At 34.5% G+C, this 24450-nt stretch carries 17 protein-coding genes; 15 read left to right on the top strand and 2 right to left on the bottom strand.

Going from position 1 to position 24450, the window contains the following annotated elements:
- Positions 1-162 precede the first annotated feature (162 nt).
- The 4 genes from ABEY15_RS04585 (at position 163) to ABEY15_RS04570 (ending at position 6718) form a co-directional block, all read left to right on the top strand.
- The gene (locus tag ABEY15_RS04585; protein WP_429888854.1) at positions 163-1590 is read left to right on the top strand and encodes an amino acid permease; all 1428 of its coding nucleotides are present in this window, start codon (positions 163-165) and stop codon (positions 1588-1590) included.
- A 503-nt stretch (positions 1591-2093) separates the two neighbouring features.
- Entirely contained in the window at positions 2094-2927 is an 834-nt protein-coding gene (gene licT, locus ABEY15_RS04580) for a BglG family transcription antiterminator LicT (RefSeq protein WP_429888736.1), read from the top strand.
- A 408-nt stretch (positions 2928-3335) separates the two neighbouring features.
- On the top strand, positions 3336-5198 hold the full coding sequence (locus tag ABEY15_RS04575) for a beta-glucoside-specific PTS transporter subunit IIABC (protein WP_429888734.1): 1863 nt from the start codon (positions 3336-3338) through the stop codon (positions 5196-5198).
- A 77-nt stretch (positions 5199-5275) separates the two neighbouring features.
- Positions 5276-6718: a glycoside hydrolase family 1 protein gene (locus ABEY15_RS04570; RefSeq protein ID WP_429888733.1), complete on the top strand. Its 1443-nt coding sequence runs from the start codon at positions 5276-5278 to the stop codon at positions 6716-6718.
- Between the two features lie 83 nt (positions 6719-6801).
- Here the strand turns inward: ABEY15_RS04570 and ABEY15_RS04565 are convergent, their stop codons facing one another.
- On the bottom strand, positions 6802-8235 hold the full coding sequence (locus ABEY15_RS04565) for an APC family permease (protein ID WP_429888731.1): 1434 nt from the start codon (positions 8233-8235) through the stop codon (positions 6802-6804).
- A gap of 529 nt (positions 8236-8764) precedes the next feature.
- Between ABEY15_RS04565 and ABEY15_RS04560 the strand changes: the two genes are divergently transcribed.
- From ABEY15_RS04560 to ABEY15_RS04540, 5 genes are all read left to right on the top strand, one after another.
- Positions 8765-10102 carry an APC family permease gene (locus tag ABEY15_RS04560; protein WP_429888730.1) on the top strand — a complete coding sequence of 446 codons (1338 nt, stop codon included), beginning with the start codon at positions 8765-8767 and terminating at the stop codon, positions 10100-10102.
- Between the two features lie 365 nt (positions 10103-10467).
- Positions 10468-11766, top strand: coding sequence for a Glu/Leu/Phe/Val family dehydrogenase (locus ABEY15_RS04555; protein WP_429888729.1), 1299 nt, complete (start codon positions 10468-10470; stop codon positions 11764-11766).
- 20 nt (positions 11767-11786) lie between these two features.
- A complete protein-coding gene (locus ABEY15_RS04550; RefSeq protein ID WP_429888727.1) occupies positions 11787-12071 on the top strand; it encodes an SAV0927 family protein in 285 nt (94 codons plus the stop codon).
- A gap of 166 nt (positions 12072-12237) precedes the next feature.
- The gene (locus ABEY15_RS04545) at positions 12238-12486 is read left to right on the top strand and encodes a hypothetical protein (RefSeq protein ID WP_097973126.1); all 249 of its coding nucleotides are present in this window, start codon (positions 12238-12240) and stop codon (positions 12484-12486) included.
- Between the two features lie 234 nt (positions 12487-12720).
- Positions 12721-14853: a sigma 54-interacting transcriptional regulator gene (locus ABEY15_RS04540; protein ID WP_429888725.1), complete on the top strand. Its 2133-nt coding sequence runs from the start codon at positions 12721-12723 to the stop codon at positions 14851-14853.
- A gap of 24 nt (positions 14854-14877) precedes the next feature.
- Here ABEY15_RS04540 and ABEY15_RS04535 read toward each other — a convergent pair whose 3' ends face one another.
- The gene (locus tag ABEY15_RS04535; RefSeq protein WP_429888723.1) at positions 14878-15012 is read right to left on the bottom strand and encodes a hypothetical protein; all 135 of its coding nucleotides are present in this window, start codon (positions 15010-15012) and stop codon (positions 14878-14880) included.
- Positions 15013-15275: 263 nt separating this feature from the next.
- Here ABEY15_RS04535 and ABEY15_RS04530 point away from each other — a divergent pair, with 263 nt between their 5' ends.
- The 6 genes from ABEY15_RS04530 (at position 15276) to ABEY15_RS04505 (ending at position 23796) form a co-directional block, all read left to right on the top strand.
- Positions 15276-16769 carry an aldehyde dehydrogenase family protein gene (locus tag ABEY15_RS04530; protein ID WP_429888721.1) on the top strand — a complete coding sequence of 498 codons (1494 nt, stop codon included), beginning with the start codon at positions 15276-15278 and terminating at the stop codon, positions 16767-16769.
- Between the two features lie 71 nt (positions 16770-16840).
- Positions 16841-18211, top strand: coding sequence for a putrescine aminotransferase (locus tag ABEY15_RS04525; RefSeq protein WP_429888720.1), 1371 nt, complete (start codon positions 16841-16843; stop codon positions 18209-18211).
- A 233-nt stretch (positions 18212-18444) separates the two neighbouring features.
- Positions 18445-19815, top strand: coding sequence for a 4-aminobutyrate--2-oxoglutarate transaminase (gene gabT, locus ABEY15_RS04520; protein WP_429888719.1), 1371 nt, complete (start codon positions 18445-18447; stop codon positions 19813-19815).
- A 32-nt stretch (positions 19816-19847) separates the two neighbouring features.
- On the top strand, positions 19848-21269 hold the full coding sequence (locus ABEY15_RS04515) for an NAD-dependent succinate-semialdehyde dehydrogenase (protein ID WP_429888852.1): 1422 nt from the start codon (positions 19848-19850) through the stop codon (positions 21267-21269).
- Positions 21270-21380: 111 nt separating this feature from the next.
- Complete coding sequence (locus tag ABEY15_RS04510; protein ID WP_429888717.1) at positions 21381-22565, top strand: CaiB/BaiF CoA transferase family protein; 1185 nt, start codon at positions 21381-21383, stop codon at positions 22563-22565.
- A 13-nt stretch (positions 22566-22578) separates the two neighbouring features.
- Positions 22579-23796: an acyl-CoA dehydrogenase family protein gene (locus ABEY15_RS04505; protein ID WP_429888716.1), complete on the top strand. Its 1218-nt coding sequence runs from the start codon at positions 22579-22581 to the stop codon at positions 23794-23796.
- Positions 23797-24450: the final 654 nt, after the last annotated feature.

Below are 24450 nucleotides of genomic sequence, written 5' to 3'. Positions count from 1 at the left end.
TTCTCATTTTCTCTAATGTTCAAACTTTTCCTAAACAACCGATGGATGTTTGAAAAAAAGCAGAAAATTATCGAATCCAAAAAACGACTGAAAAGGAGTATTTTAATGAAAAATACGGTAAACACAATTACAGTCATTGATTCTGAGAATCATATTCCTTCTATGCCTCAAGAGTTAAAGCGTGGATTAAAACCACGCCATATTACAATGATTTCACTAGGAGGAACAATTGGAACAGGTCTATTTTTGGCAAGTGGAGGTGCAATCCATAATGCAGGACCAGGTGGTGTTCTCGCGGCGTACATAGCGATTGGAATAATGGTGTACTTTTTAATGACAAGCCTTGCTGAGATGGCTACATATATGCCAGTTGCCGGATCTTTTAGTACATATGCAACAAAATTCGTTGATCCTGCACTTGGTTTTGCACTTGGCTGGAATTACTGGTATAACTGGGCAATTACTATAGCAGCTGAATTAGCTGCAGTTACAATGGTAATGAAATTCTGGTTACCACATACATCCTCACTTTTATGGAGTTCATTATTTTTAGCTATTATCTTTCTGTTAAACTATCTGTCTGTTAAAGGGTTTGGGGAATCTGAATACTGGTTTTCTATTATAAAAGTTGTTACAGTAATCATTTTTTTAATTTCGGGATTTTTAATGATTTTTGGCATTATTGGTGGAGAAGCAGTAGGGTTTAAAAACTTTACAGTTGGTGATGCTCCGTTTCATGGAGGGTTCATGGCGACACTTGGAATTTTTATGGCAGCTGGATTTTCTTTCCAAGGTACCGAGTTATTAGGGATAGCAGCTGGGGAGAGCGAGGAGCCAGAGCGAAATATTCCTCGTGCGGCTCGCCAAATATTTTGGCGTATTTTATTATTTTACGTATTATCTGTATTTGTAATAGGTCTACTAATACCTTATACAAATCATAATCTAGCAAGTGGAGATGTAGCTGTTAGTCCATTTACGCTAGTTTTTGATAAAGCTGGCATTGCATTTGCAGCGTCTGTAATGAATGCAGTTATCCTAACGGCTGTTTTATCAGCAGGAAACTCAGGAATGTATGCTTCAGCTCGAATGCTGTGGGATATGGCTCGTCAAGGAAAAGCTCCAAAAGCATTAGGTAGGTTAAATAAAAGAGGTGTACCTGTTAATGCATTAATCATTACAGCGGCAGTCGGTACATTAGCCTTTTTAGCTTCACTATACGGTGACGGAGTTGTTTACGTTTGGTTACTGAATGCTTCAGGTATGTCTGGTTTTATTGCTTGGCTTGGAATAGCAATTTGTCATTATCGATTCCGTAAAGCCTACGTAGCACAAGGGAAGGATTTAAATGACCTACCGTATAAAGCAAAGTGGTTCCCGTTCGGACCGATATTTGCTTTCGTACTATGTGGGGTCGTTATTCTTGGACAAAATTATTCAGCATTTATGGGCAAAGCAATTGACTGGAACGGTGTACTTGTTTCATATATAGGGTTGCCATTATTCCTTGTTTTATGGATTGGATATAAACTAATAAAAAGAACAAAAATTGTTCAGCTTAATGAGTGTGATTTGGAGAATAGAGCGTGAACGACATATTTTAATTGATTAAAAGATCTTGCTTTTAATTGAAGAGAAATTGTTTGGAGATGTAATTCTTATTAGAATTAGCATCTCCTTTTTTATCTGAAAATTCGGTATCCTTTAAGTAAAAGTTTTTTTGTAACAGACAACAGAGAGTACTCAGTCATTCTTCCATCTGAAGAATTTGGAATAAACTAGCAGAGCAAAATAGTAAAAAGTACACTGGTCTTTATGTGTATATAGCAATCTTATACTCTTACAGAATCAAAAAATAAAAATAACTTGTTTATAAATATGATATTTTTTATAATTATCTGTATCTTATATGTAAAAGGATTGTTACTGCAATGCAGGCAAAACCTAGATAATCAATGTCTTAATGTTAGACATTGGTTATTTAGGTTTTTTTTATCTATAGATGTAGTAAAATTGACCTGTAAAATAAGAAGATATAGTATAGGAATAATAAATAGTTTCGCAAATAATCCTACGCAAAAGAGGTGAGATAGATGATCATCCATAAAGTGATTAATAACAATGTAGTGAGCGTTTTGAATGAGCAAAATAAAGAAATGGTTGTTATGGGGAGAGGGCTAGCCTTTAAGAAAAAACCAGGTGATCCTGTTGATGAGCAACTGATTGAAAAGGTTTTCAAGTTGGATAACAAGGATTTATCTGAGCATTTTAAGAAGCTGCTTGAAGAAATTCCCTTACAATATATGGAACTATCAGATGAAATTATCCGCTTTGCAAAAGAGACATTGGGAAAAAAATTAAGTGAAAGTATTTATGTGTCTCTGACAGATCATATTCATTTTGCCTTATATAGACAGAAAAATGGGCTGGAAATCAAGAATCCTTTACTTTGGGAAGTAAAACGACTGTATAAGGAAGAATTTTCGGTTGGGAAGCATGCATTAAACATTATTGAGCAAAAAACAGGGATCCGTTTACCTGAGGATGAAGCAGGTTTTATTGCTTTGCATGTAGTAAACGCGGAATTGAATGAGGAAATGACAAATATTGTAAATATTACAAAGTTCATTCAAGAAATATTAACTATTGTAAAATATCATTTTAAAATGGAGTTTGATGAGGAATCTTTAAACTATTATCGCTTTGTCACACATCTTAAATTTTTTGCTCAAAGGATTTTTAGTAAGACATATTTAAATAATGAGGAAGATTTTCTGTTCAATACAATAAAAGAGAAATATAAAGATTCCTCTGTTTGTACAGAAAAAATTAAAGATTTTGTTCTAAAAAAATATGAGTATGAATTAAGCACAGAAGAAAAACTTTATCTAACAATTCATCTTGCTCGCGTTGTAAATAGAAATTAATTTTTTGATGAAAGCGTTGACAATGTTGATTTACAGTGATAATATCAAGTTATCAATTAAATACATCCGATTTTATAGGATTGTTACTGGTCGTGCAGGCAAAACCTAAATTGTCGTCTCTTATGTTTTTTAAGAGGCGTGCAGTTTAGGTTTTTTGTTTTCTTGGGACACTTTTGATCCGGACGAGGGAACTCAAGATGAGCCAGTTTACATATCGTTGTATTTAATTAAAAATTAAATAACAAAATTCAGGATTGTTACTGGTCATGCAGGCAAAACCTAAATTACAAGAGTGTATGATGATTTTTACATACACCTGTAGTTTAGGTTTTTTATTTTACTAAAATAACAAATTGAAAGATGTCTTAATTATTTTTGGAATTTTCCATAATTTAAGGAGGGGTATTTATGGATTATAAGCGAACTGCAAGTGAGATTATAGATTTAGTCGGTGGGGAAAAAAATATAACCAATTTGATTCATTGTATTACTAGACTTCGATTTAATTTGAACGACGATAGCATTGCAGATAAAAACAAGGCTAAAATCGAAGCAATTGATGGTGTTATGGGGGTAAACAGAAGCGGCACTCAGTTTCAAGTAATCATCGGAAACGATGTTGTAAAAGTATTTGATGAAATAAATAAAATTGCCAATATTAATTCTAGTAATTCAGATGGTAATAAAAAGGCTAAAGGAAAAGGGATAGGAAGTATTTTTGATGTAATATCTGGAACATTTGCACCAATATTACCTGCAATCACTGGAGCAGGTATGATCAAAGCAATTCTTGCTATTCTTTTGACATTCCACTGGATTTCAGATAAAAGCCAAGCGTATATCATTATGAATGCGATCGGAGACGGTGCGTTCTACTTCATACCGTTCTTAGTTGCTTTTAGTGCAGCGAAAAAATTTGGATCCAATCAATTTGTTGCAGTTTCGATCGCTGGAGCGATTATGCATCCATCTATTACAGCGTTATTAAGTAGTGGCAAACCAGTACACTTTATCGGTCTTCCTGTAACGGCTGTAACATATGCTTCATCCGTTATTCCGATCTTATTGGCCATTTGGATTGCATCTTATGTAGAAAAATGGACTGATCGAGTAACTCCGAGCATGGTTAAACTAATTATTGTACCGACTATTACTCTATTAGTAATGGTTCCGATCACTTTAATTGTTGTTGGTCCATTAGGTGTATTCATTGGTAGTGGTCTTTCTAAAGGTGTTACTTTCCTATATGCTCATACAGGTATTTTTGCAGGGCTTCTGCTTGGAGGTACATTCTCTTTAATCGTTATGACTGGGATGCACTACGCGTTTCTTCCAATTGTAGTTGGAAACTTAAGCACAAAAGGATACGATACAATTCTTCCAGCAATGTTTATGGCCAATATGGGGCAAGCTGGAGCGGCTTTTGCAGTATTCTTAAAATCAAAAAATAAATCATTTAAATCATTAGCACTTTCAGTTAGTATGACAGCTTTAATGGGTGTAACAGAACCAGCGATGTATGGTGTAAATATGAGACTTAAAAAACCATTCATTGGGGCTTTAGTAGGTGGAGCAATCGGTGGAGCTTACTATGCATTGATGGCCGTAAAACTTTACGTTATTCCTAGTAACGCTGGCCTTCCAGGAATTCCTTTCTTTATTGGTGAAACATTTGTTTATGCGTTGATCGGTCTCCCGATTGCGTTTATCGCAGGTACAATCGCAGCATACTTTATTGGCTTCGAGGATGTAGAAGTAAAAGAAGACAAAAAGGAAGAAAAAGTAGTAAATGAAGTAAAAAACGTTGATCTAAACCGTATTCAAGAAGTAGTAAGTCCTATAAAAGGAAAAATTGTACCTTTAACTGATGTTAAGGATGCCACATTCTCAAGTGAAGCTTTAGGTAAAGGTATTGCCATTGAACCTCAAGAGGGTAAAGTTGTTTCTCCTGTAGATGGTGTTGTTACAACTTTATTTAGAACGAAGCACGCGATTGGCATTACATCTGAAAATGGAATTGAAATTCTAATTCATGTTGGAATGGACACAGTTAAATTAGATGGGGAATTTTTTACAGCACACATTAGCCAAGGTGATGTCGTGAAAGCTGGAGACTTACTAGTTGAATTTGATTTAGTAAAAATCAAAGAAGCAGGCTATGAGGTTACAACTCCTGTCATTATTACTAATAGTACTAATTATGTAGAAATTAATGCAGTAAATAAAGAAAACGTTAAAGAAAATGAAACACTTTTAACGATTTGTGGTTAATTTAGAAAACGATTCTGACTGTCTGATTTTAAGTCAGCAGTCAGAATCTTTTAATAAAAATTGTGGAGGGGAACATTATGACAAAAAACTATTCATTTCCTAAAGGATTTTTATGGGGCGGAGCAACTGCTGCCAATCAATTAGAAGGTGCTTACCAAGAAGGTGGAAAAGGGTTAAATTTAGCAGATGTTATGCCTGGAGGAAAAGTAAGATTAAAGGTCATTCAAGAACCAGGATTTGATTTTAAAATAAATAAAGAAAAATATGTCTATCCAAATCATGATGGAATTGATTTCTATCATCGTTATAAAGAAGATATTGCACTTTTTGCAGAAATGGGATTTAAAACATATCGTATGAGTATTGCATGGAGTCGTATCTTTCCAAAAGGCGATGAAATAGAACCAAACGAAGCAGGTTTAGCTTTCTATGACCGTGTGTTTGATGAATTGAAAAAATATAATATCGAACCGGTTGTAACAATTTCTCACTACGAAATTCCATTATACTTAATTACAGAATATGGTGGCTGGCGTAACCGTAAAGTAATCGAATTCTTTAATCGATATGCAACAACATTATTCGAGTACTATAAAAACAAAGTAAAATACTGGTTAACTTTTAACGAAATTAATGGTGCAACACATTTACCACTATTAGGACTTGGTTTTTCACCTGAAAGTAAAGAAACACAATTGCAGGATAGCTTCCAAGGACTTCATCACCAATTTGTAGCAAGTGCGTTAGCTGTAAAAGCAGGTCACAAGATCATTCCAGGTAGCCAAATTGGTTGTATGCTTGTGTATGTACCAACTTATAATTACGACTCAAACCCTGAAAATGTGATGTATGCTCTACAAGAGTCTCGCCTTTGGAATAACTACTGTGGTGATGTTCAAGTTAGAGGAGCATATCCAGCATTTGCAAAACGCTACTGGAAAGAAAATGATATCAATTTAGATATTCAAGATGGTGATTTAGAAATCATTAAGGAAGGAACAGTTGATTTCATTTCGCTAAGCTACTATATGTCACGAACTGAGAAAAAACATAAAACGAACCAAGAAAGTAGCCAAGGTAATTTAGTTGGTGGCGTTAAAAATCCATTTTTAAAAGAAAGTGATTGGGGATGGGAAATCGATCCAACTGGTCTGCGCATTGGATTAAATCAGTTATATGACCACTACCAAAAACCACTATTCATCGTAGAAAATGGTCTTGGAGCATACGATCAAATTGAAGAAGATGGTTCGATTAACGATGATTACCGTATTGATTACCTACGTAGTCATATTGAGGCAATCGGTGAAGCGATCGAGGATGGTGTCGAACTGATGGGTTACACTCCATGGGGATGCATTGACTTAGTAAGTGCGTCTACAGGTGAAATGTCTAAACGTTACGGCTTTATTTATGTAGACAAACAAGATGATGGAAGTGGAACTTTAGAGCGCAAAAAGAAAAAATCATTTTATTGGTATCAAAATGTTATTGAAACTAACGGGGAACAACTTAATTAAAAGATAAAAGAAATAACGTACATATTTGTAAATGAATATGTACGTTATTTTTATATTAATCTATTATTTTATAACTTCATACTTTACACATCTAAATCCTTCTCTAAATTAATACCAATTTTCCCTTCCTGTATTCTAGATCTGAATAGAGCCCAGTAAATAACAATTCCAGCAAGAAATAAGTAAAGGATAACTTTAGTAGTTGGTAGGAATTCTTTTGGTAGCGTTAAAATACCAACTTCAAATACTAACCAAATAATCGCAAGAATCGTAACAGGCAGTCGCCATTTTCCTAGCTTAAAACCATCTGTATCCGGTAAGGTCTTAATTTTAGTAGCGTATGCGATTACAGTGATTAAGTAAATTATGGCCGGAAGTGCCGCAGAAGTACCTATTAATAATGATAGTTTCCCAAAATAGAATACGGCAATAATGCCTAATACAGAAACTAAAATTATCGCATTGTACGGTACATTATGTTTTTTATCTACCTTTTTAAACACATTTGAAGCGAAAAACACATTGTCTCTTGAAAGGGCATAAATAAGTCGAGAAGCAGAAGCCATAATAATTAATCCGCAAGCAAAAATTGACACAATTACTAATGCAAGAAAGAAGTCAGCAACTGCAGTGCCCAAACGTGATTGTAAAATATCAGAAATAGGGGAAGCAGAAGCCATGATACTATTAATATCTTTAATGCCCGAAGTAACAATGATTAAGAAAACAAATCCAATTACACCTGCAAGTAACATTGAGTAAACGATGGCTTTAGGTACGGTTTTATTAGCATCAACTGTTTCTTCTGCTAAATTTGCCGCTGCTTCAAAGCCTACTAATGTATAAGAGCCCATTACGACTGATAGTACAAATGCTGTTAAATAGCTCCCATTTGAGCCGACCTTGTGAGCAGTGTAAGTTAATAATGAAAAATCTGCTCCTTTGAAAAATAAGACAAAACTTAAAATTATAATAATGCCAATAAATCCGATTACTTCTGTATAGACAGCTGAATTATTCATAATTGTAGCGATCCTTACTCCGTAAATATTTAATAATGCTTGTATAACGATTGTAATTAATACGACGGTTGTAAGAACTGTAGTAGTACTCTTAATACCAATTAAATCAAGAAAAATTGGTGCTACACCATAATCAACAGTAGGTACAACAATAATTAAGTAACATAACGCTGCCCAACCTGTAAACCAACCAAATCCCCGATTTGTTAAACGGCTAACCCATTGGTATACATAGCCACTTAAAGGAATTTTGCTCGATAAATCTGCAAATATTAATGCTACAAGTAAATGGCCCACCATGACAAATGGCCATGTCCAAATTCCAGCAGGTCCGGCTGCTCCTAAAGCAAGACTATAAGAGCTAAAAATACCAGTTGTAATTGAGATAAACGAGAATGCAACTGCAAATGAACTAAAAAACTTTAATGATCGCTGTAATTCCTGTTTGTAGTTAAACGATTGTAAAGCATCTGAATCAATACCTTGTTTACTCATAAATCATCTCCTCCAAATTTGAATATATTTACAGAATTTTCTTATAATTAAACTCGTAGTTAGTCCGATTAGATTAACTAAAAGTTTTATTATCGATCGGGTAAAAAATCTACTTATTTTTCTCGTACCTAAAATTGGGCAGAGTGATAGTTTATCGTTAACAATGCAACTTCCGTGCCAGTCTAATAGATGTGAGTATTTTTAGAGATTCGTATAAAAAGAGAAGTAAATCCTATGAGGTCTTGAATAATGTATGCAGGACTGAATAACGACCAGGCTGATCATAAAAGTAGATTTTAGTGATAGGAAATTCGTTTTTTCTATTAATACTTAATAATTTCAATGCAATTGTAGCTGTTCTTTATAACGTTTACAAAAAATTAATATTTTGGCATAAAACTTGCAATTCTAAAAAAAGATTTATTTAAATATTCAAAAAAAGGAGGTTTCTGTCGGAAAAATAAGAATTATAAGGAAGTAGTAATTTCGATGTAAGCGCTTAATCTAAAAAACGAAGGGGATATGATAGGTGGAAAATAAAACACAGTTAAAAAGATCCTTAAAGTTATGGCAAGTAGTTATGATGGGGTTAGCCTATATGACCCCTATGGTTGTTTTCGACACATTTGGAATTGTTTCTGATGTAACTAATGGTCACGTACCAAGTGCATATATAGTAGCTCTAATAGGAATGTTATTTACAGCTGTTAGCTACGGCAAATTAGTAAGAGTATTTCCTGAAGCTGGGTCTGCATATACATACACCCAGAAAGCGATTAGTGGTCACTTAGGCTTCCTTGTTGGATGGTCATCTTTACTAGATTACTTGTTCCTTCCTATGGTAAATGCTTTATTAACTAAAATTTACTTAAATGCACTGTTTCCAAGTGTTCCAACTTGGATTTGGGTAGTTGGATTTGTAGGACTAGTTACTTTCTTAAACTTAAGAAGTATAAATATGCTGGCGAACTTTAATACCTTCTTTGTATTAGTCCAGCTTGTGATTATGGTTGTTTTTATCATTCTAGTAATCCAAGGTTTACATCATGGGGAAGGATATGGTGGATTCAGCATCAAACCACTATTTAATGCAGGAATGCATTTTGGTACATTAGTAACCGGTGCAACAATCCTTTGCTTCTCATTTTTAGGGTTTGACGCTGTTTCAACTTTATCAGAAGAAGCAATAAATCCTGCGAAAACAATTCCTAAAGCGATTCTCTATACAGCTCTTTGGGGAGGAGTAATCTTCACGGTTACATCATTTTTTATTCAATTATACTATCCGGACATATCTAGATTTAAGCATCCAGATGCTGCATCACCAGAGATTGCACTCTATGTGGGTGGCAAACTATTTCAATCAATTTTCTTATGCATTACTTTTATTAATACACTTGCTTCTGCATTGGCGTCACATGCGAGTGTCTCACGTTTGTTATTTGTAATGGGGCGTGACAAGGTTTTCCCAGATAAATGGTTCGGATTTATTCACCCAAAATGGAAAACACCAGCATTTAACGTAATTTTCGTTGGTGTGATTTCGTTATCAGCAATCTTTTTCAACTTGGTAACAGCCACTTCATTAATTAACTTTGGAGCATTAATGGCATTTACTTTTGTTAATTTATCAGTCATTAACCATTTTTTCATTAGAGGAAAGCATAGATCATTCAAAGGCTTCTTTTCCTACCTGCTTTTGCCTTTAATTGGAGCCGGTTCTGTAGCAATCCTATGGTTTAACATTGAAAAAAGCTCGTTAATCATGGGAACAGTTTGGTTCGTCGTTGGATTATTATATTTAATTTACTTAACTAAGGCATTCCAAATTGCACCTCCTAAATATGAAGAAGAGGCTGCTGTATAGTAACCTCACAATGAAGAAAAGTCACAAGGAAATTCACTCCTTGTGACTTTTTTTGTGTCTACTCTGGAATATTTAGTTCGCATTTCCCTTTTCTTTGAAATGCATTTTAAGTAATTCAATTTTGAATAATGATTAATGCAAAATTGAATAATTCATGCATTCAATCATATTTTTACTAATGGATCGAATTAGGTTATTGAAGGAAAAAACAATAAATAGGATCGTTTAAAAAAATATACGAAGGTCTTGTAATTGGCTTTCTTATAAGCTTTTGTCTATTTATCACTTCACAAAATGATGAAATGAATTCAAGTTGGCACAGGAATTGCTATTAAATTTTTAAAATAACTAATGAGGTGTAGAAAATGAGCTCAAAATTAACTAAAGTAGAACAAAATGAAAAGAGTAGTGAACAGGTAGAAATAGATGATTCCCTTCAGGAGTTTAGAGAAACGTTAAATGAAGCAATCGGAATAATGAACTATCCGAGTCAAGTGTTTGATTTTCTAAAAACACCAATGCGATTTTTAGAATTTAGTATTCCCGTTCAAATGGATAATGGTGAGACAAAAGTATTTCAAGGATATCGAGCTCAACATAACGATGCATTAGGACCTACAAAAGGGGGAATCAGATTTCACCCTGATGTAACGCCAGAGGAAGTAAAAGCATTAGCTGGATGGATGAGTTTAAAGTGCAGTATTACTGATTTACCTTATGGGGGAGCAAAAGGTGGGGTTGTTTGTGACCCAAGACTATTAAGTATGAATGAGCTAGAAAAACTAAGTAGAGGTTATGTAAGAGCTGTAAGTCAAATTGTAGGGCCTACTAAAGATATTCCAGCGCCTGATATGTATACAAACGCACAGGTAATGGCTTGGATGTTAGATGAATATGACCATATTAGAGAGTTTGATTCACCAAGCTTTATTACTGGTAAACCTATAACTTTAGGGGGTTCAGTAGGTCGTGAAACGGCAACTTCAAAAGGAGTATTTTATGCTCTTGAATTAATTAGTGAAATACAGAAAATCGAGATTAAAAATATGAAGGTCATTATTCAAGGATTTGGAAATGTTGGTAGTTACTTAGCACAATACTTACATGAAGCTGGGGCAAAGGTTGTTGGAGTTTCAGATGTACTCGGAGCAATTTATGATCCGAAAGGTTTAGACATTCCATATCTATTAGACAATCGCGATTCATTTGGAGTTGTTTCTAATCTATTTAAAAATACGATTTCTAATCAAGAGTTATTAGAAAAAGAATGTGATGTCTTAATTCCAGCAGCAATAAGTGGAGTTATTAACAACCGTAATGCGGATAAATTGAAGTGCAAGATTGTTGTTGAAGCAGCGAATGGACCGACAACTAAAGAAGCCCTAGAAATTCTTGATCAAAAAGAGATTTTAGTCGTTCCCGATATTTTAGCTAACTCAGGTGGAGTTGTTGTTTCATATTTTGAATGGTGTCAAAATATGCAAGGTTATTATTGGACTGAGAGTACTGTAGATGAGAGATTAAAAGAAAAAATGACAGATAGCTTTTTAAAAGTTTATAAAACATCACAAAAATATAATGTAAACATGAAAATAGCAGCTTATATCGAAGGAATTCGTAAAATCGCTGAAGCTTGTCGCTTGAGAGGTTGGGTAAGATACTAAAACAAAAGGAGAGATCTAGAATGATTGATATTATTTCTGAATCAACGGAAAGACAGCTTGTACACCATTATTGTTTATTAACGCAAAACCATCGATATGATTTATCAATTGCCTTTTCAAGCCACTTTTATGGGAAATCAATGGTTACATCAATTCAATCTAGTAAAATGGCATTATTATGTTTAGAAGATATTCATTCTGAACATTATTGGGCTCCTAAATTAGGTATTGCTGAAGAGGATATTTTAGAAATCCAAAATTTCTTTAGCCTGGTTTTACCATCAAAACACATTTGCGAGTTATAATATCAGGAATTATTTATAAAGAAGGATCGCTGATTGGCAAGCTTAAAGACGAAGACATAGGTGAAGTTGCAAATATTCTTAATTACTAAAATTTGCAACTACGGCGAATCACTTTCTTCGCTGCAAATAGTTACATTCTTAATGTGCAAAAAAAGGAGTGAGTTTTATGTATTATGGAGTCATTGTCAGTGACTACCATGGAACAGTTGAAGAGACTGCCATTCAGAAAGATTCAAGAATTTATGAATGGGAGCCTTTATTCTTTATTAAAACTACAGATGGAATTACAAAAGTTATTCATCAAGGAATAAGTGGTGAAGTTGTTTCATTGGAGGTCTCAAATGGAGACAAAATAGTTCCTGGAATGGTTCTTGCGTATGTTAAAGAAGATTTGTTTGTTACCGCTAGCGATTGAGTAAAGTGTGATTAAGATTTCGAGGATCTACAAATAACAACTTTGATTCAATTAACGCGTTATCTTTTCTAACAAATAAAGGGGTGTCTCTGGTCGAATAGACTTAAGAGACTGCCCTTTCTTTTTGTTTGTGTTAAATAGATTAGTAAATTATAATTTTTGATTTTTATGATAAATTTAAAAATTCTGCTAAAATAGGAATGTATAATGGTTTAGACATAAGGGGGGAAAGTAATGTTATCAATAAATGAGAAACAAATAAGACCAGTCATCACAATAGATATCGATCAATTTAAAGAAAATGATGAAATCGATTTATCCAATATAAATGAACCCTTTTTATTCTTACGTAGGCAAAATCAGATTTTTGGTTATGTTCAATTAAATAATATTACTCAAAGTAATAATAAAAAGAAAAATATAGCAATTTCAAAGATTACTAGCTCTTCTCAATCAATTACTAGTGTATATCGCTTAAGTGAGCAAATTTCATTAACGGATCTATTTCAAATTATTGGTGAACCAATCTCAATTGTAAAAGAAGATGAAGACATGCCAATGGGTTACATACTTCGCGAAGATATATTAGCGGAGCTATTCAAACAAGAAAATAAAAGTGTGGATTTATTAAAGAGCATTTTAACATCGATACCAATGGGAACGTTTGTAGTAGATAAAAATAAAGTAATTGTAAATTGCAATGATGCTGGGTTGAAAATGATTAAATCAACATCCGAAAAAGTAATTAATACAAAAGCAGAAACTATTTTTAGCGGTGAACAAGTTGAAATTGTATTTGATACAGGTAAAACAATTCTTAATCAAATCCAAATAAATGATGATATAGGCGTTCTTGTCGATTATAGCCCAATCTTCGTTGATAACGAGGTTGAAGGAGTAATTATTGTTGTACAAGATCTCCCAATGGTTGAAGAAATGGCCTCTGAAATTGAATACGTTAAGGATTTAAATAAAGATTTGAATGCTATTTTATCGAGTATTTATGATGAAATCCTTGTAGTAAACCGTAAAGGAGAACTAATTCGTTACAGTGAGAATATAATTCCTGGATTTTGGAATGTAGATTTAAAGGAATTACTTGGGAAGAGTATCTTAGAATTTGGAAACCAGGGACTTTTTACACCATCAGTTACAAAATTAGTTTTAGAAAAGAAGAAAAAAGTATCTATCGTTCAAGAAACAATAAATGGACGTAAAGTACTTGCTGTAGGAAATCCGGTTTTTGACGAGAATATGGAGATTGAACGTATTATTATTGCATCTAGAGATATTACGGAAACTTCACGCCTTAAAACTGAATTAAAAGAAATGAAGAAGATTTCTGAGCAATATAAAAAAGAACTTGAAGATATTAAAAGCAAAGATCGTTTTGTTAAAAAACTGATTTATTGTAGCCCTAAAATGGAGCAAATTCTTAATCAAGCAAAAAAGATTGCTGACTTTTCTTCCACTGTATTACTACATGGAGAGTCCGGGGTAGGAAAGGAAGTCATTGCACAGGCGATCCATCAGTTAGGAAATCGTTCTTCAAAACCATTTCTAAAGCTAAATTGTGGTGCAATACCTGAAAATCTTCTGGAAAGTGAGCTTTTTGGCTATATTAAAGGAGCGTTTACAGGAGCAGATCAAAATAAGGACGGTTATTTTAAGCAAGCAGATGAAGGCGTTTTATTTTTAGATGAAATTGGTGAAATGCCATTGCATTTACAAGTAAAACTACTTAGAGTCCTTCAAGAACAAGAAGTAATTCCAGTTGGAAGTACAAAGCCAATTAAAGTAAATGTGCAAATTATTGCTGCTACAAATAAAAGATTAGAAAAAATGGTTGAAGAACGTACATTTAGGGAGGATTTGTATTATCGCCTAAATGTTATACCTTTAAATATTCCACCGTTAAGAGAAAGAATTGAAGATATCTCATTATTAGCTTTCCATTTCTTACAGCAATTAAATGAAAAATATAATAAGAGTTTTCATCTTACACCAGATGCAATTAACGTATTAGAATTTTATTCATGGCCAGGTAATGTCAGAGAACTTCAAAACATCATAGAAAGATTAGTTGTCTCTGCTGAAGATCAAATTATTAATGCAGAGGATGTTAATCAATTCTTACCAAATAGCTATGACTTTAATAAATCAAAGCCTGTAATTAATAAAGTAATTCCTCTTCAAGAAGCAATTGATTATGTCGAAGAGCAGCTCATCGTGCTTGCGATGAAGCAATATAAAACAACAACGAAGGCTGCACAAGTTTTAGGCATTAGTCAGTCCTCGGTTAGTCGTAAGTATCAAAAAATAATGAATGAAAAAGATATGAATAGTGACTTTATGTCATTTAAATAAAAAAACGCACAAAGTGCGTTTTTTTTATTTCTCTAAATCCCCTATATTTTCAACATTACTATTAATTACTTCAGTCATACTAACTTGATCCCTCGAGAGACTAAATGCCATGAATATGATGATGAGACCTACTGCAATGCATGTTCCTGCAAGCAACATAATATTTCCTCCTTTCATGGTGTTCTAGCCTATGCAATGAATTTTCTTAATATGTCGGTTTACAGAAATAGTTTTAAAAACGTTTAATTATCGTAGATTTTTTAAGAGTTTTAAAGATTATGCAAAGTGTAATAGTGTTATGCAAAATTGAATAACAATGTACAGGTTATTGAAGTAAAACCCTTATAAATTAGGTGTATTGAAGTTGGCACGGTTCTTGCAAACTATTAAATTGTTAAGAATTTAAGGAGGGTTTATATACAATGGTCGATGTTCAATTTAAAACAATTGATTTAAAGATGTTTATTAATGGCGAATGGAAAGATTCTAGCAATCATGAGAAACGCCCTGTTATTAACCCAGCAAATGGAGAAATCATTGCATATGCTCCTGAAGGAACGGTTGAGGATGCGAAAGTAGCAATTGATGTTGCTCGTAAAGCATTCAATGATGGAAGATGGTCTGATTTATCTGCTCAAGAAAGAGCAACTTATTTATTTAAAATTGCAGACAAAATAGAAGAGTACCAAGAAGAATTAACGAAACTTGAAACTTTAGATAATGGGAAACCGAACCGTGAAGCTGGCTTCGATGTAGCTGATGCAGCAGCGTGCTTCCGTTATTATGCGGGGTTAATTACAAAGCCGGATGGGTTTACTTATCATGTAGCAGATCCTATGCAAGCGATGGTTGTTCGTGAACCAATTGGTGTATGTGGATTAATTGTTCCGTGGAACTACCCATTATTAATGAGTGTTTGGAAGCTTGCACCAGCACTAGCGGCAGGTAATACAGTTGTTTACAAACCATCAGAAGTTACACCAGTTACTCCGAAGAAATTATTTGAGATTTTTGAAGAGGTTGGTCTTCCACACGGTGTAGCAAACATGGTGATGGGTGCAGGGCCGGTAGTTGGAAATGAAATCGCTTCAAATCCTGATGTAGATATGGTTTCATTCACAGGTGGAACAAAAACAGGTAAACATATCATGAAAACAGCGGCCGATACGATGAAAAAAGTATCGCTTGAGCTTGGCGGGAAATCTCCAAATATCATTTTTGCTGATGCAGATTTTGAAACGGCTGTAGATTATGCTTTATTCGGAATTTATGCAGGTTCAGGCCAGGTTTGCTCATCTGGATCAAGAATTTTAGTTGAAGAATCAATTTATGATCGCTTTGTTGAGCGATTTGTAGAGCGTGCTGAGAAAATTAAAGTTGGTCCTGGAGATGCACCTGAAACAGAAATGGGTCCACTTGTAAGCAAAGAGCATTTAGAAAAAGTTTTAAGTTATATACAAATAGGTAAAGAAGAAGGCGCAAGAGTTGCATGTGGTGGAAATCGCATTGAAAAAAATGGTTTAGAAAAAGGTTACTTTGTTGAACCGACTGTTTTTGTAGATGTTGAACAAACTATGCGTATCGTTCAAGAAGAAATTTTTGGCCCTGTTGTATGTATTCAAAAGTTTAAAACTGAAGAAGAAGCAATAAAACTAGGAAATGGAACTGTTTATGGTTTAGCAGGTGCAGTATTTAGTAAAGATGGAGCGAAAGCTTTAAGAGTGATCAAAAAGTTACGTTCAGGCATTACTTGGATTAACTCCTACCACCCAACTTATAATGAAGCACCTTGGGGAGGCTACAAACAAAGTGGTGTAGGACGCAGCTTAGGTACATTTGGATTAGAGGAATTCCAAGAAATTAAGCAAATTAACATTAACCTACAAGTTGAACCAATTGGATGGTTTGCAGAATAATTTTAGGCAGTTATAAGAAGAGACATATAGGAAAGAAAAAAATAAATAAAACGACTATAGGAGTGAACAAAATGAGTATCAATTTAAAAAACGAATTAAAAAGTGAAGAAAAAAATGTAACCGAGTACATTAATAAGGTTTTAAGTTTAATAGAAAAAGAGACTGTTACAGAAGAAGACGCTGCATGGATCACAAAGGAAACAGTTGATGGTTTTAGAGAGCACGTAAATCCAGGGTTCCTTGCTTACCGCAAAACTGTTACTGAAGGCGGACAATTTGCATCTGTTGAATGGTCTGATAGTGGCTCATGCTTTAAAGATGTAAATGGTAAAGAATATATTGACTGTTTAGGTGGATTTGGAATTTATAATGTTGGGCATCGTCATCCAAAGGTTGTAAAGGCTGTTACGGATCAGTTAAAAAGACAGGCACTTCATAGCCAAGATTTATTAGATCCATTACGTGCAATGCTTGCTAAAATTTTAGCAGAGATTACACCTGGTGATTTAAAATACTCATTCTTTACAAATAGTGGTACTGAAAGTGTAGAAGCAGCTTTAAAACTTGCAAAAATGTATAGTGAACGCAGTACATTTATTTCAACTACACGTGCATTCCACGGAAAAAGCTTAGGTTCTTTATCAGGTACTGCAAAAGGCATGTTCCGTAAACCATTTTTACCGTTAATTCCTGGATTCCGTCATGTTCCATTTGGTGACATTGATATGATGAGAAAAACATTTGAAACTTGCTCTTTAGTAGGCGAAGATGTTGCAGCAGTTATACTTGAGCCAATTCAAGGTGAAGGTGGAATTATTCTTCCTCCTCCAAACTACTTAAAAGAAGTTCGTGAACTATGTGACGAATATGGATCATTATTAATTTTTGACGAAGTTCAAACAGGTATGGGCCGTACTGGTAAAATGTTTGCTGCTGAACTATATGAAGTAGTTCCAGACATTATTTGTCTTGCGAAAGCATTTGGCGGCGGAGTTATGCCGGCTGGAGCAGTAGTTGCAAAAGAAGAAGTATTCAAAAGCTGGTTCCCAAATCCATTCATGCATACAACAACATTTGGTGGAAATCCATTAGCATGTGCAGCTGCTATTGCTACAATCAGTGTGCTACTTGAAGAAAAATTACCTGAAAGAGCGGAAGTAGTTGGGGCTTACTTCTTAGATCAATTAAAAGAAGCAGCAAAAGGACATGAAGACAAAGTTTTAGAAATTCGTGGTCAAGGTTTAATGATTGGAATTGAGTTCCATCAAGATGAAATCGGCTATGAAGTTTCTAAAGGAATGTTTGATAAAGGGATCCTAGTTGCTGGTACATTAATTAACTCAAAAACAATCCGTATCGAGCCTTCATTAAAAATTAGCTATGAAGAGGTTGATATTGTAGTAAGTACATTTAAAGAAATTTTAGCTACTATTAAAGCTTAATTTATTCATCCAGCATGTCATGACAAATAATCATGACATGCTCAGACTGCCCACCAAACGCTCACTTTCTTCGTTGCTTCGCCTGTCTGTGGTGCTCATTACTCTTTTGGGTAACTCCGCTTTTCATCAGGTTTAGCGCCTTGAAAGTCAAGCGTTTTCAATTAGTCTGAAATTAGATTTTTAGGACTTTGTCTACCCACTGAAAAAATCGTTATAGATAGGATGGTGTAATGATGGCAGATCGAAAATTTGTTAAAATCCAAACTTCAATTCCAGGACCAAAATCACAAGAGTTACTTGCTAGAAGAAATATAGTGGTTCCAAAAGGAATTAGTAATAATAGTGAAGCGTTTGTAAAAAAAGCAAAGGGTGCACTTGTTGAGGACATTGATGGTAATACATTTATTGACTTTGCAGGTGCAATTGGAACGTTAAATGTAGGACATTCCCATCCTAGAGTTGTAAGAGCGCTTCAAGCTCAATCCGGTGATTATATTCATACAGGCTTTAATGTCATGATGTATGAATCTTATATTCAGCTTGCAGAAAGATTAGCAGATCTTTCACCTGGAAGTTTTGAAAAACAAGTAGCATTTTTTAATAGTGGCGCAGAAGCTGTTGAAAATGCAGTGAAGATTGCAAGAAAGTATACAAAGCGTCAAGGAATCATTTCTTTTACTAGAGGATTCCATGGTCGAACATTAATGACAATGACGATGACAAGTAAAGTTAAGCCATACAAGTATGGGTTTGGACCATTTGCTCCTGAAGTATATAAAGCACCTTATCCATATGTTTACCGTCGTCCAGATCAAATGGATGAAAAAGAATATAGTAAATTTATCATTGAACAATTTGAACAGTTTTTAATTGCAGAGGTTGCACCAGAAACAATTGCTGCAGTTGTAATGGAACCAATCCAAGGTGAAGGTGGCTTTATTGTTCCTGATCTTGATTTTGTAAAAAGGGTTAGAGAAATCTGTACGCAATATGGAATATTATTTGTAGCAGATGAGATTCAAACTGGTTTTGCTAGAACAGGTAAATATTTTGCAATTGAGCACTTTGGAGTTGAGCCAGATTTAATTACAATTTCAAAATCAATGGGTGCAGGAGTACCTATTAGTGGCGTTATCGGTAGAAAAGAAATTATGGAAGCTTCTGATGCCGGAGAAATAGGTGGAACATACTCTGGAAGTCCACTTGGATGTCGTGCAGCATTAGCAGTACTCGATATCATTGAGGAAGAAGGATTAAATGAGCGAGCTGTTGTAATTGGCGAAAAAGTTAATGAGGAAATGCACAAATGGGCTAAGCAGTTTGAACAAATAGGGGATATTCGCGGAATTGGCGCAATGTGTGCAATGGAGATTGTAACAAATAAGAAAGATAAAACACCAGATAAAGTGACAGTTGGAAAGATTGTAAAAGAAGCTAACAATAGAGGGTTAATGTTGTTAAGCGCAGGTATCTTTGGCAATGTTATTCGTTTGTTAATGCCACTAACGATTACAGATGAACAGCTTGAAGAGGGACTAGATATTATAAGGGAGTCAATTGAAGCTGTATTACTACCAGAATTACAATTGGAGGTAAACTCATGAGCCAAATTAAAGAGAAGTATGAAGTCTACCCAATGTATATAGATGGTACATGGGTAGGGAACGATCATGAATATTATACGAAGGTTACAAATCCTGCAACTGGTGCAGTTGTAGGGGCAATTCCAACGGGTGGTACATATGAAGCTAAATTAGCTGTTGATGCTGCTCATACAGCATTTAAAACTTGGTCAAAAAAGACAGCAGAAGAAAGATACCATTTATTAATGAATTGGTATCGTCTCATTGACGAAAAGAAAGAAGAAATTGCTAAATTAATGACAATTGAGCAAGGTAAACCATTAAAAGAAGCGTTAGGTGAGACTGTTTATGCAAATGGTTTTATTTCTTGGTATGCAGAGGAAGGCAAACGTGTATATGGAGAAACAATTCCTGCATCACAACCTAATAAACGAATTCTAGTTAGAAAAGAGCCTGTAGGAGTTGTAGCTGCAATTACGCCATGGAATTTTCCAGCAGCAATGATTACTAGAAAAGTTGCTCCTGCACTTGCAGCTGGCTGTACAACGGTTATTAAACCAGCTACCCAAACTCCTTTAACAGCATTAAAGCTTGCAGAACTTGCTCATGAAGCGGGAATTCCAAAAGGTGTAATTAATGTTGTTACTGGTAAGTCTTCTGAAATTGGCGATGTATGGCTAAAAGATCCAAGAGTAACAAAGATTACATTCACTGGCTCCACTGAAGTTGGAAAAACGCTAATGGTAGGAGCAGCACAGAATGTCAAAAAGGTTTCGCTAGAACTTGGTGGAAATGCACCATTTATTGTCATGGATGATGCTGATTTATCAAAAGCAGCGGTTGGCTTAGTTCAGTCAAAATTCCGCAATGCAGGTCAAACTTGCATTTGTACAAATCGTATATATGTACAGGAAAGTGTAGCCGAAGAATTTACAGCGTTATTTACAAAAGAGCTAGAAAAATTAAAAGTGGGTAACGGTTTAGAAGAAGGAATTGATGTTGGTCCACTAATTGATCATGCTGCTTTAGAAAAGGTAAAAACACTGGTTGAAGACGCTACTAATAATGGTGGAAAAATCGTATATAGTGGGAATAAACCTTCAGAGGAAAATGGATATTATTATGCACCAACTATATTAACGGGTATTACGGATGAAATGGCATGTATGAAGGAAGAAATATTTGGTCCACTTGCACCAATTACTACGTTTAAAACCGAAGAAGAAGTAATTGAGAGAGCAAATAATTCAAATTACGGTCTGGCAGCATATGTTTATACGGAAAATTTAAGTCGTTCTTTCCGCGTTACAGAAGCACTTGAGTACGGAATTATTGGACTAAATGATGGTACACCTTCTGCTGTACAAGTTCCATTTGGCGGCTATAAAGAGAGCGGTCTTGGACGAGAAGGCGGTCACTTTGGAATTGAGGAATTTTTAGAAGTTAAATATATTTCAATTGGGTTAGACATTTAATAAATCTACTGTTAATACAAAGCGCAGTTGTAAGCCAGTTAAACATTCAATTCAACTATTGTGATTGATCGTTTTACTGGCTTATTAACTAGATTAATAGAGGTGGAAAAATTGCCAGGTGCATTACATGGAGTAAAAATCATTGATTTAACAAGAGTACTAGCCGGACCTTTTTGTACGATGATCCTTGGGGATCTAGGAGCAGAGATTATAAAAGTAGAAAGTATAAATAATGGCGATGAAACAAGGGGATGGGGGCCACCTTTCGTTGAAGGTGAAAGCGCTTATTATTTATGTGCGAACCGCAATAAAAAAGGCATAACACTAAACTTAAAAAGTGAACAAGGTAAAGAAATTTTAAAAAAGCTAGTTTCAGAGGCTGATGTAGTTGTTCAAAATTTCAAACCTGGAACAATGACAAAATTAGGTTTTGGGTATGAGGATTTGAAAAAAATAAAAGAAGACATAATACTAGCATCGATTAGTGGGTTTGGTAGTGAAGGACCGAATTCAAGTTTACCAGGATATGATTATATCATCCAAGCGATGTCTGGATTAATGAGCATTACTGGTGAGAAAGAGGCCGAGCCAACAAAAGTAGGTGTAGCCATTTCGGATGTTTTAACTGGTCTATTTACATGTATTGGGATTCTTGCTTCACTTCAGAATCGAGATCGTACAGGAGAAGGTCAGGAAATCGATATTTCATTATTTGACTCTCAGCTAGCTGCTTTAGTAAATGTAGCTAGTAATTATTTATGTAGTGGAATTGTTCCTGAACGAATGGGGAATCAACACCCAAATATCGTTCCATATCAAGTCTTTACTGCAAGTGACGGTGAATTAGTCATAGCGGTAGGTAATGACGAACAATTTAAAAGGTTTACCTTACTAATTGATGAACCAGATTTATTAGATGAAAAATTTAAGACAAATACTGGCCGTTTACAGCATAGAAAACAAATAGAGCAATTAATTCAAAATAAGTTAAAGTTGAAAAGTAAAAATGAGTGGAAACAATTATTAGATCAAATAGGGATCCCAAATGGTCCAATAAATAATGTGAGTGAAGCTCTACAGTCTGAACAAGCTAAATCGAGAGATATGGTGTTGGATGTAAAACATCCTTTTATAAAGGATCTGAAATTAGTCGGATCACCGTTAAAATTATCAAAAACACCTATTGAAGTATTAAGACACCCACCCTTACATGGGGAGCATACAGAAGAAATAGTAAGTAAACTAGGATATTCCCAAATTGAAATAGAAGAAATGCAACGAAATAAAACAATTTAAGGAGGAAATAAAAATGGATTTTTCATTATCAGAGGAACAAATTAGTGTAAGGAAAGTAGTCAGGTCATTTGTAGACAGAGAAATTATCCCTTTTATAAAAGAATGGGATGAAAAAGGACATTTTGAAGCTAATATTCTAAAACGACTTGCAGATTTACAACTAATGGGTGTATGTATTCCAGAACAATACGGTGGAGTAGGAATGGATTATAACACATTGGCAATTGTATGTGAGGAATTAGAACGTGGAGATACTGCTTTCCGTACTGCTGTTTCAGTACATACTGGTTTAAATAGTATGACATTACTTCAATGGGGAACTGAAGAACAAAAGAAAAAGTATCTTGTTCCTCAAGCGCAAGGTAAGAAAATTGGTGCGTTTGGATTAACAGAGCCAAATGCAGGATCAGATGTAGTAGCAATGGCAACAACGGCTGTAAAAGATGGAGATAGTTATATCTTAAACGGATCAAAAACATGGATCTCATTATGTGATGTAGCTGACCATTTCTTAATTTTTGCGAAAACAAATCATGACTTAAAGCATCATGGCATTTCTTGCTTTATCGTAGAAAGGACTTTTGAAGGCGTTTCCACAAAAGCAATCAAAGGAAAAATGGGAATTAGAGCAGGGAATACTGGTGAAGTATTTTTAGATGATGTAAGAGTCCCAGCTGAAAACTTACTAGGTTTCGAAGGTGAAGGGTTTAAAATTGCAATGTCTGCGCTTGATAACGGACGATTCACAGTTGCAGCTGGTGCTTGCGGATTAATCCAGGCATCACTTGAAGCAAGCGTAAAATACTGTAATGAGCGAAAAACATTTGGTAAAGAAATTGGTAAACATCAATTAGTACAACAAATGATCGCGAAAATGTCATCAAACCTTGAAATCTCACGTCTATTAGTTTATAAGGCTGGTTGGTTAAAAAATAACGGAAAGAGAAATACAAGAGAAACATCACTAGCAAAATGGATTTCTTGCAATGCCGCAAACGAAGCAGCAAATGATGCAGTTCAAATTCACGGTGCATACGGATTCTCAAACGAATTCCCAGTAGAACGCTACTTAAGAAACTCAAAAGCACCTGTTATCTACGAAGGAACAAGAGAAATTCATACAATTATGCAAGCTGAATATGACCTTGGATATAGAGAAGATAAAGTGTTAAGAAAAATGCTTCCAGCTTGGCCATTTGAAGAAGTTTCAGTTGAGGCAGTGAAGTCTTAAGATACTAAATAGACATTCATAATTTTAATTCAACGACTTATGAAACTTTTATTGTGATTGCCACTAAATAGTAAAGTAATAAGGATAGAGAAGCAGCAGCTTTTTCTATCCTTTTATTTTATTAAAAACTGAATAGTATACGTAACTTAAGTAATTAGAAATTTAGCCCATATTGCTCCGATAAATAGTGTTTTATTTCCTTAACTCGTTCCTTTTTAAATATAAACTTATAACTTTTTTTAGTATCAAGAGTTAATATAATTCCCCCGTTTAGAGGTCCACTCGATTCTGTAACTGATTTTATAGCAGATTTATTTATTTCCAAGGCGAAAGAAAGTAATCGGTTGAGATGAATTTTATAAACTATGATTCTCTGAGAGGTAAGGGCAAAAGAGTTTTGTCATTTCTTTAGAATTAATTTCATCATCAAGAACCTTTAATTTCTGGTATGAAAAGAAAGGGTTAGTACAAATTGACAATTGGTAACAATTAAAGTATTGTTTTTGTTAAAAGTCTGAATTATCTAAAAAAATTCTTGTTTTAAATATTTGCTACTACTTAAAGTGTAGATTTACTTAGGTCAACTGAAGAAAAAGAATTAAATTGGAATGGGTAGGTGCTAAATGCACGGCCCAAGAAAAGGGAACATCGATT

The organism is Gottfriedia acidiceleris, assembly GCF_050457485.1.
Classification (GTDB): Bacteria; Bacillota; Bacilli; order Bacillales; family Bacillaceae_G; genus Gottfriedia; species Gottfriedia acidiceleris_D.
This window is presented reverse-complemented; position numbering and strand designations above follow the sequence as displayed.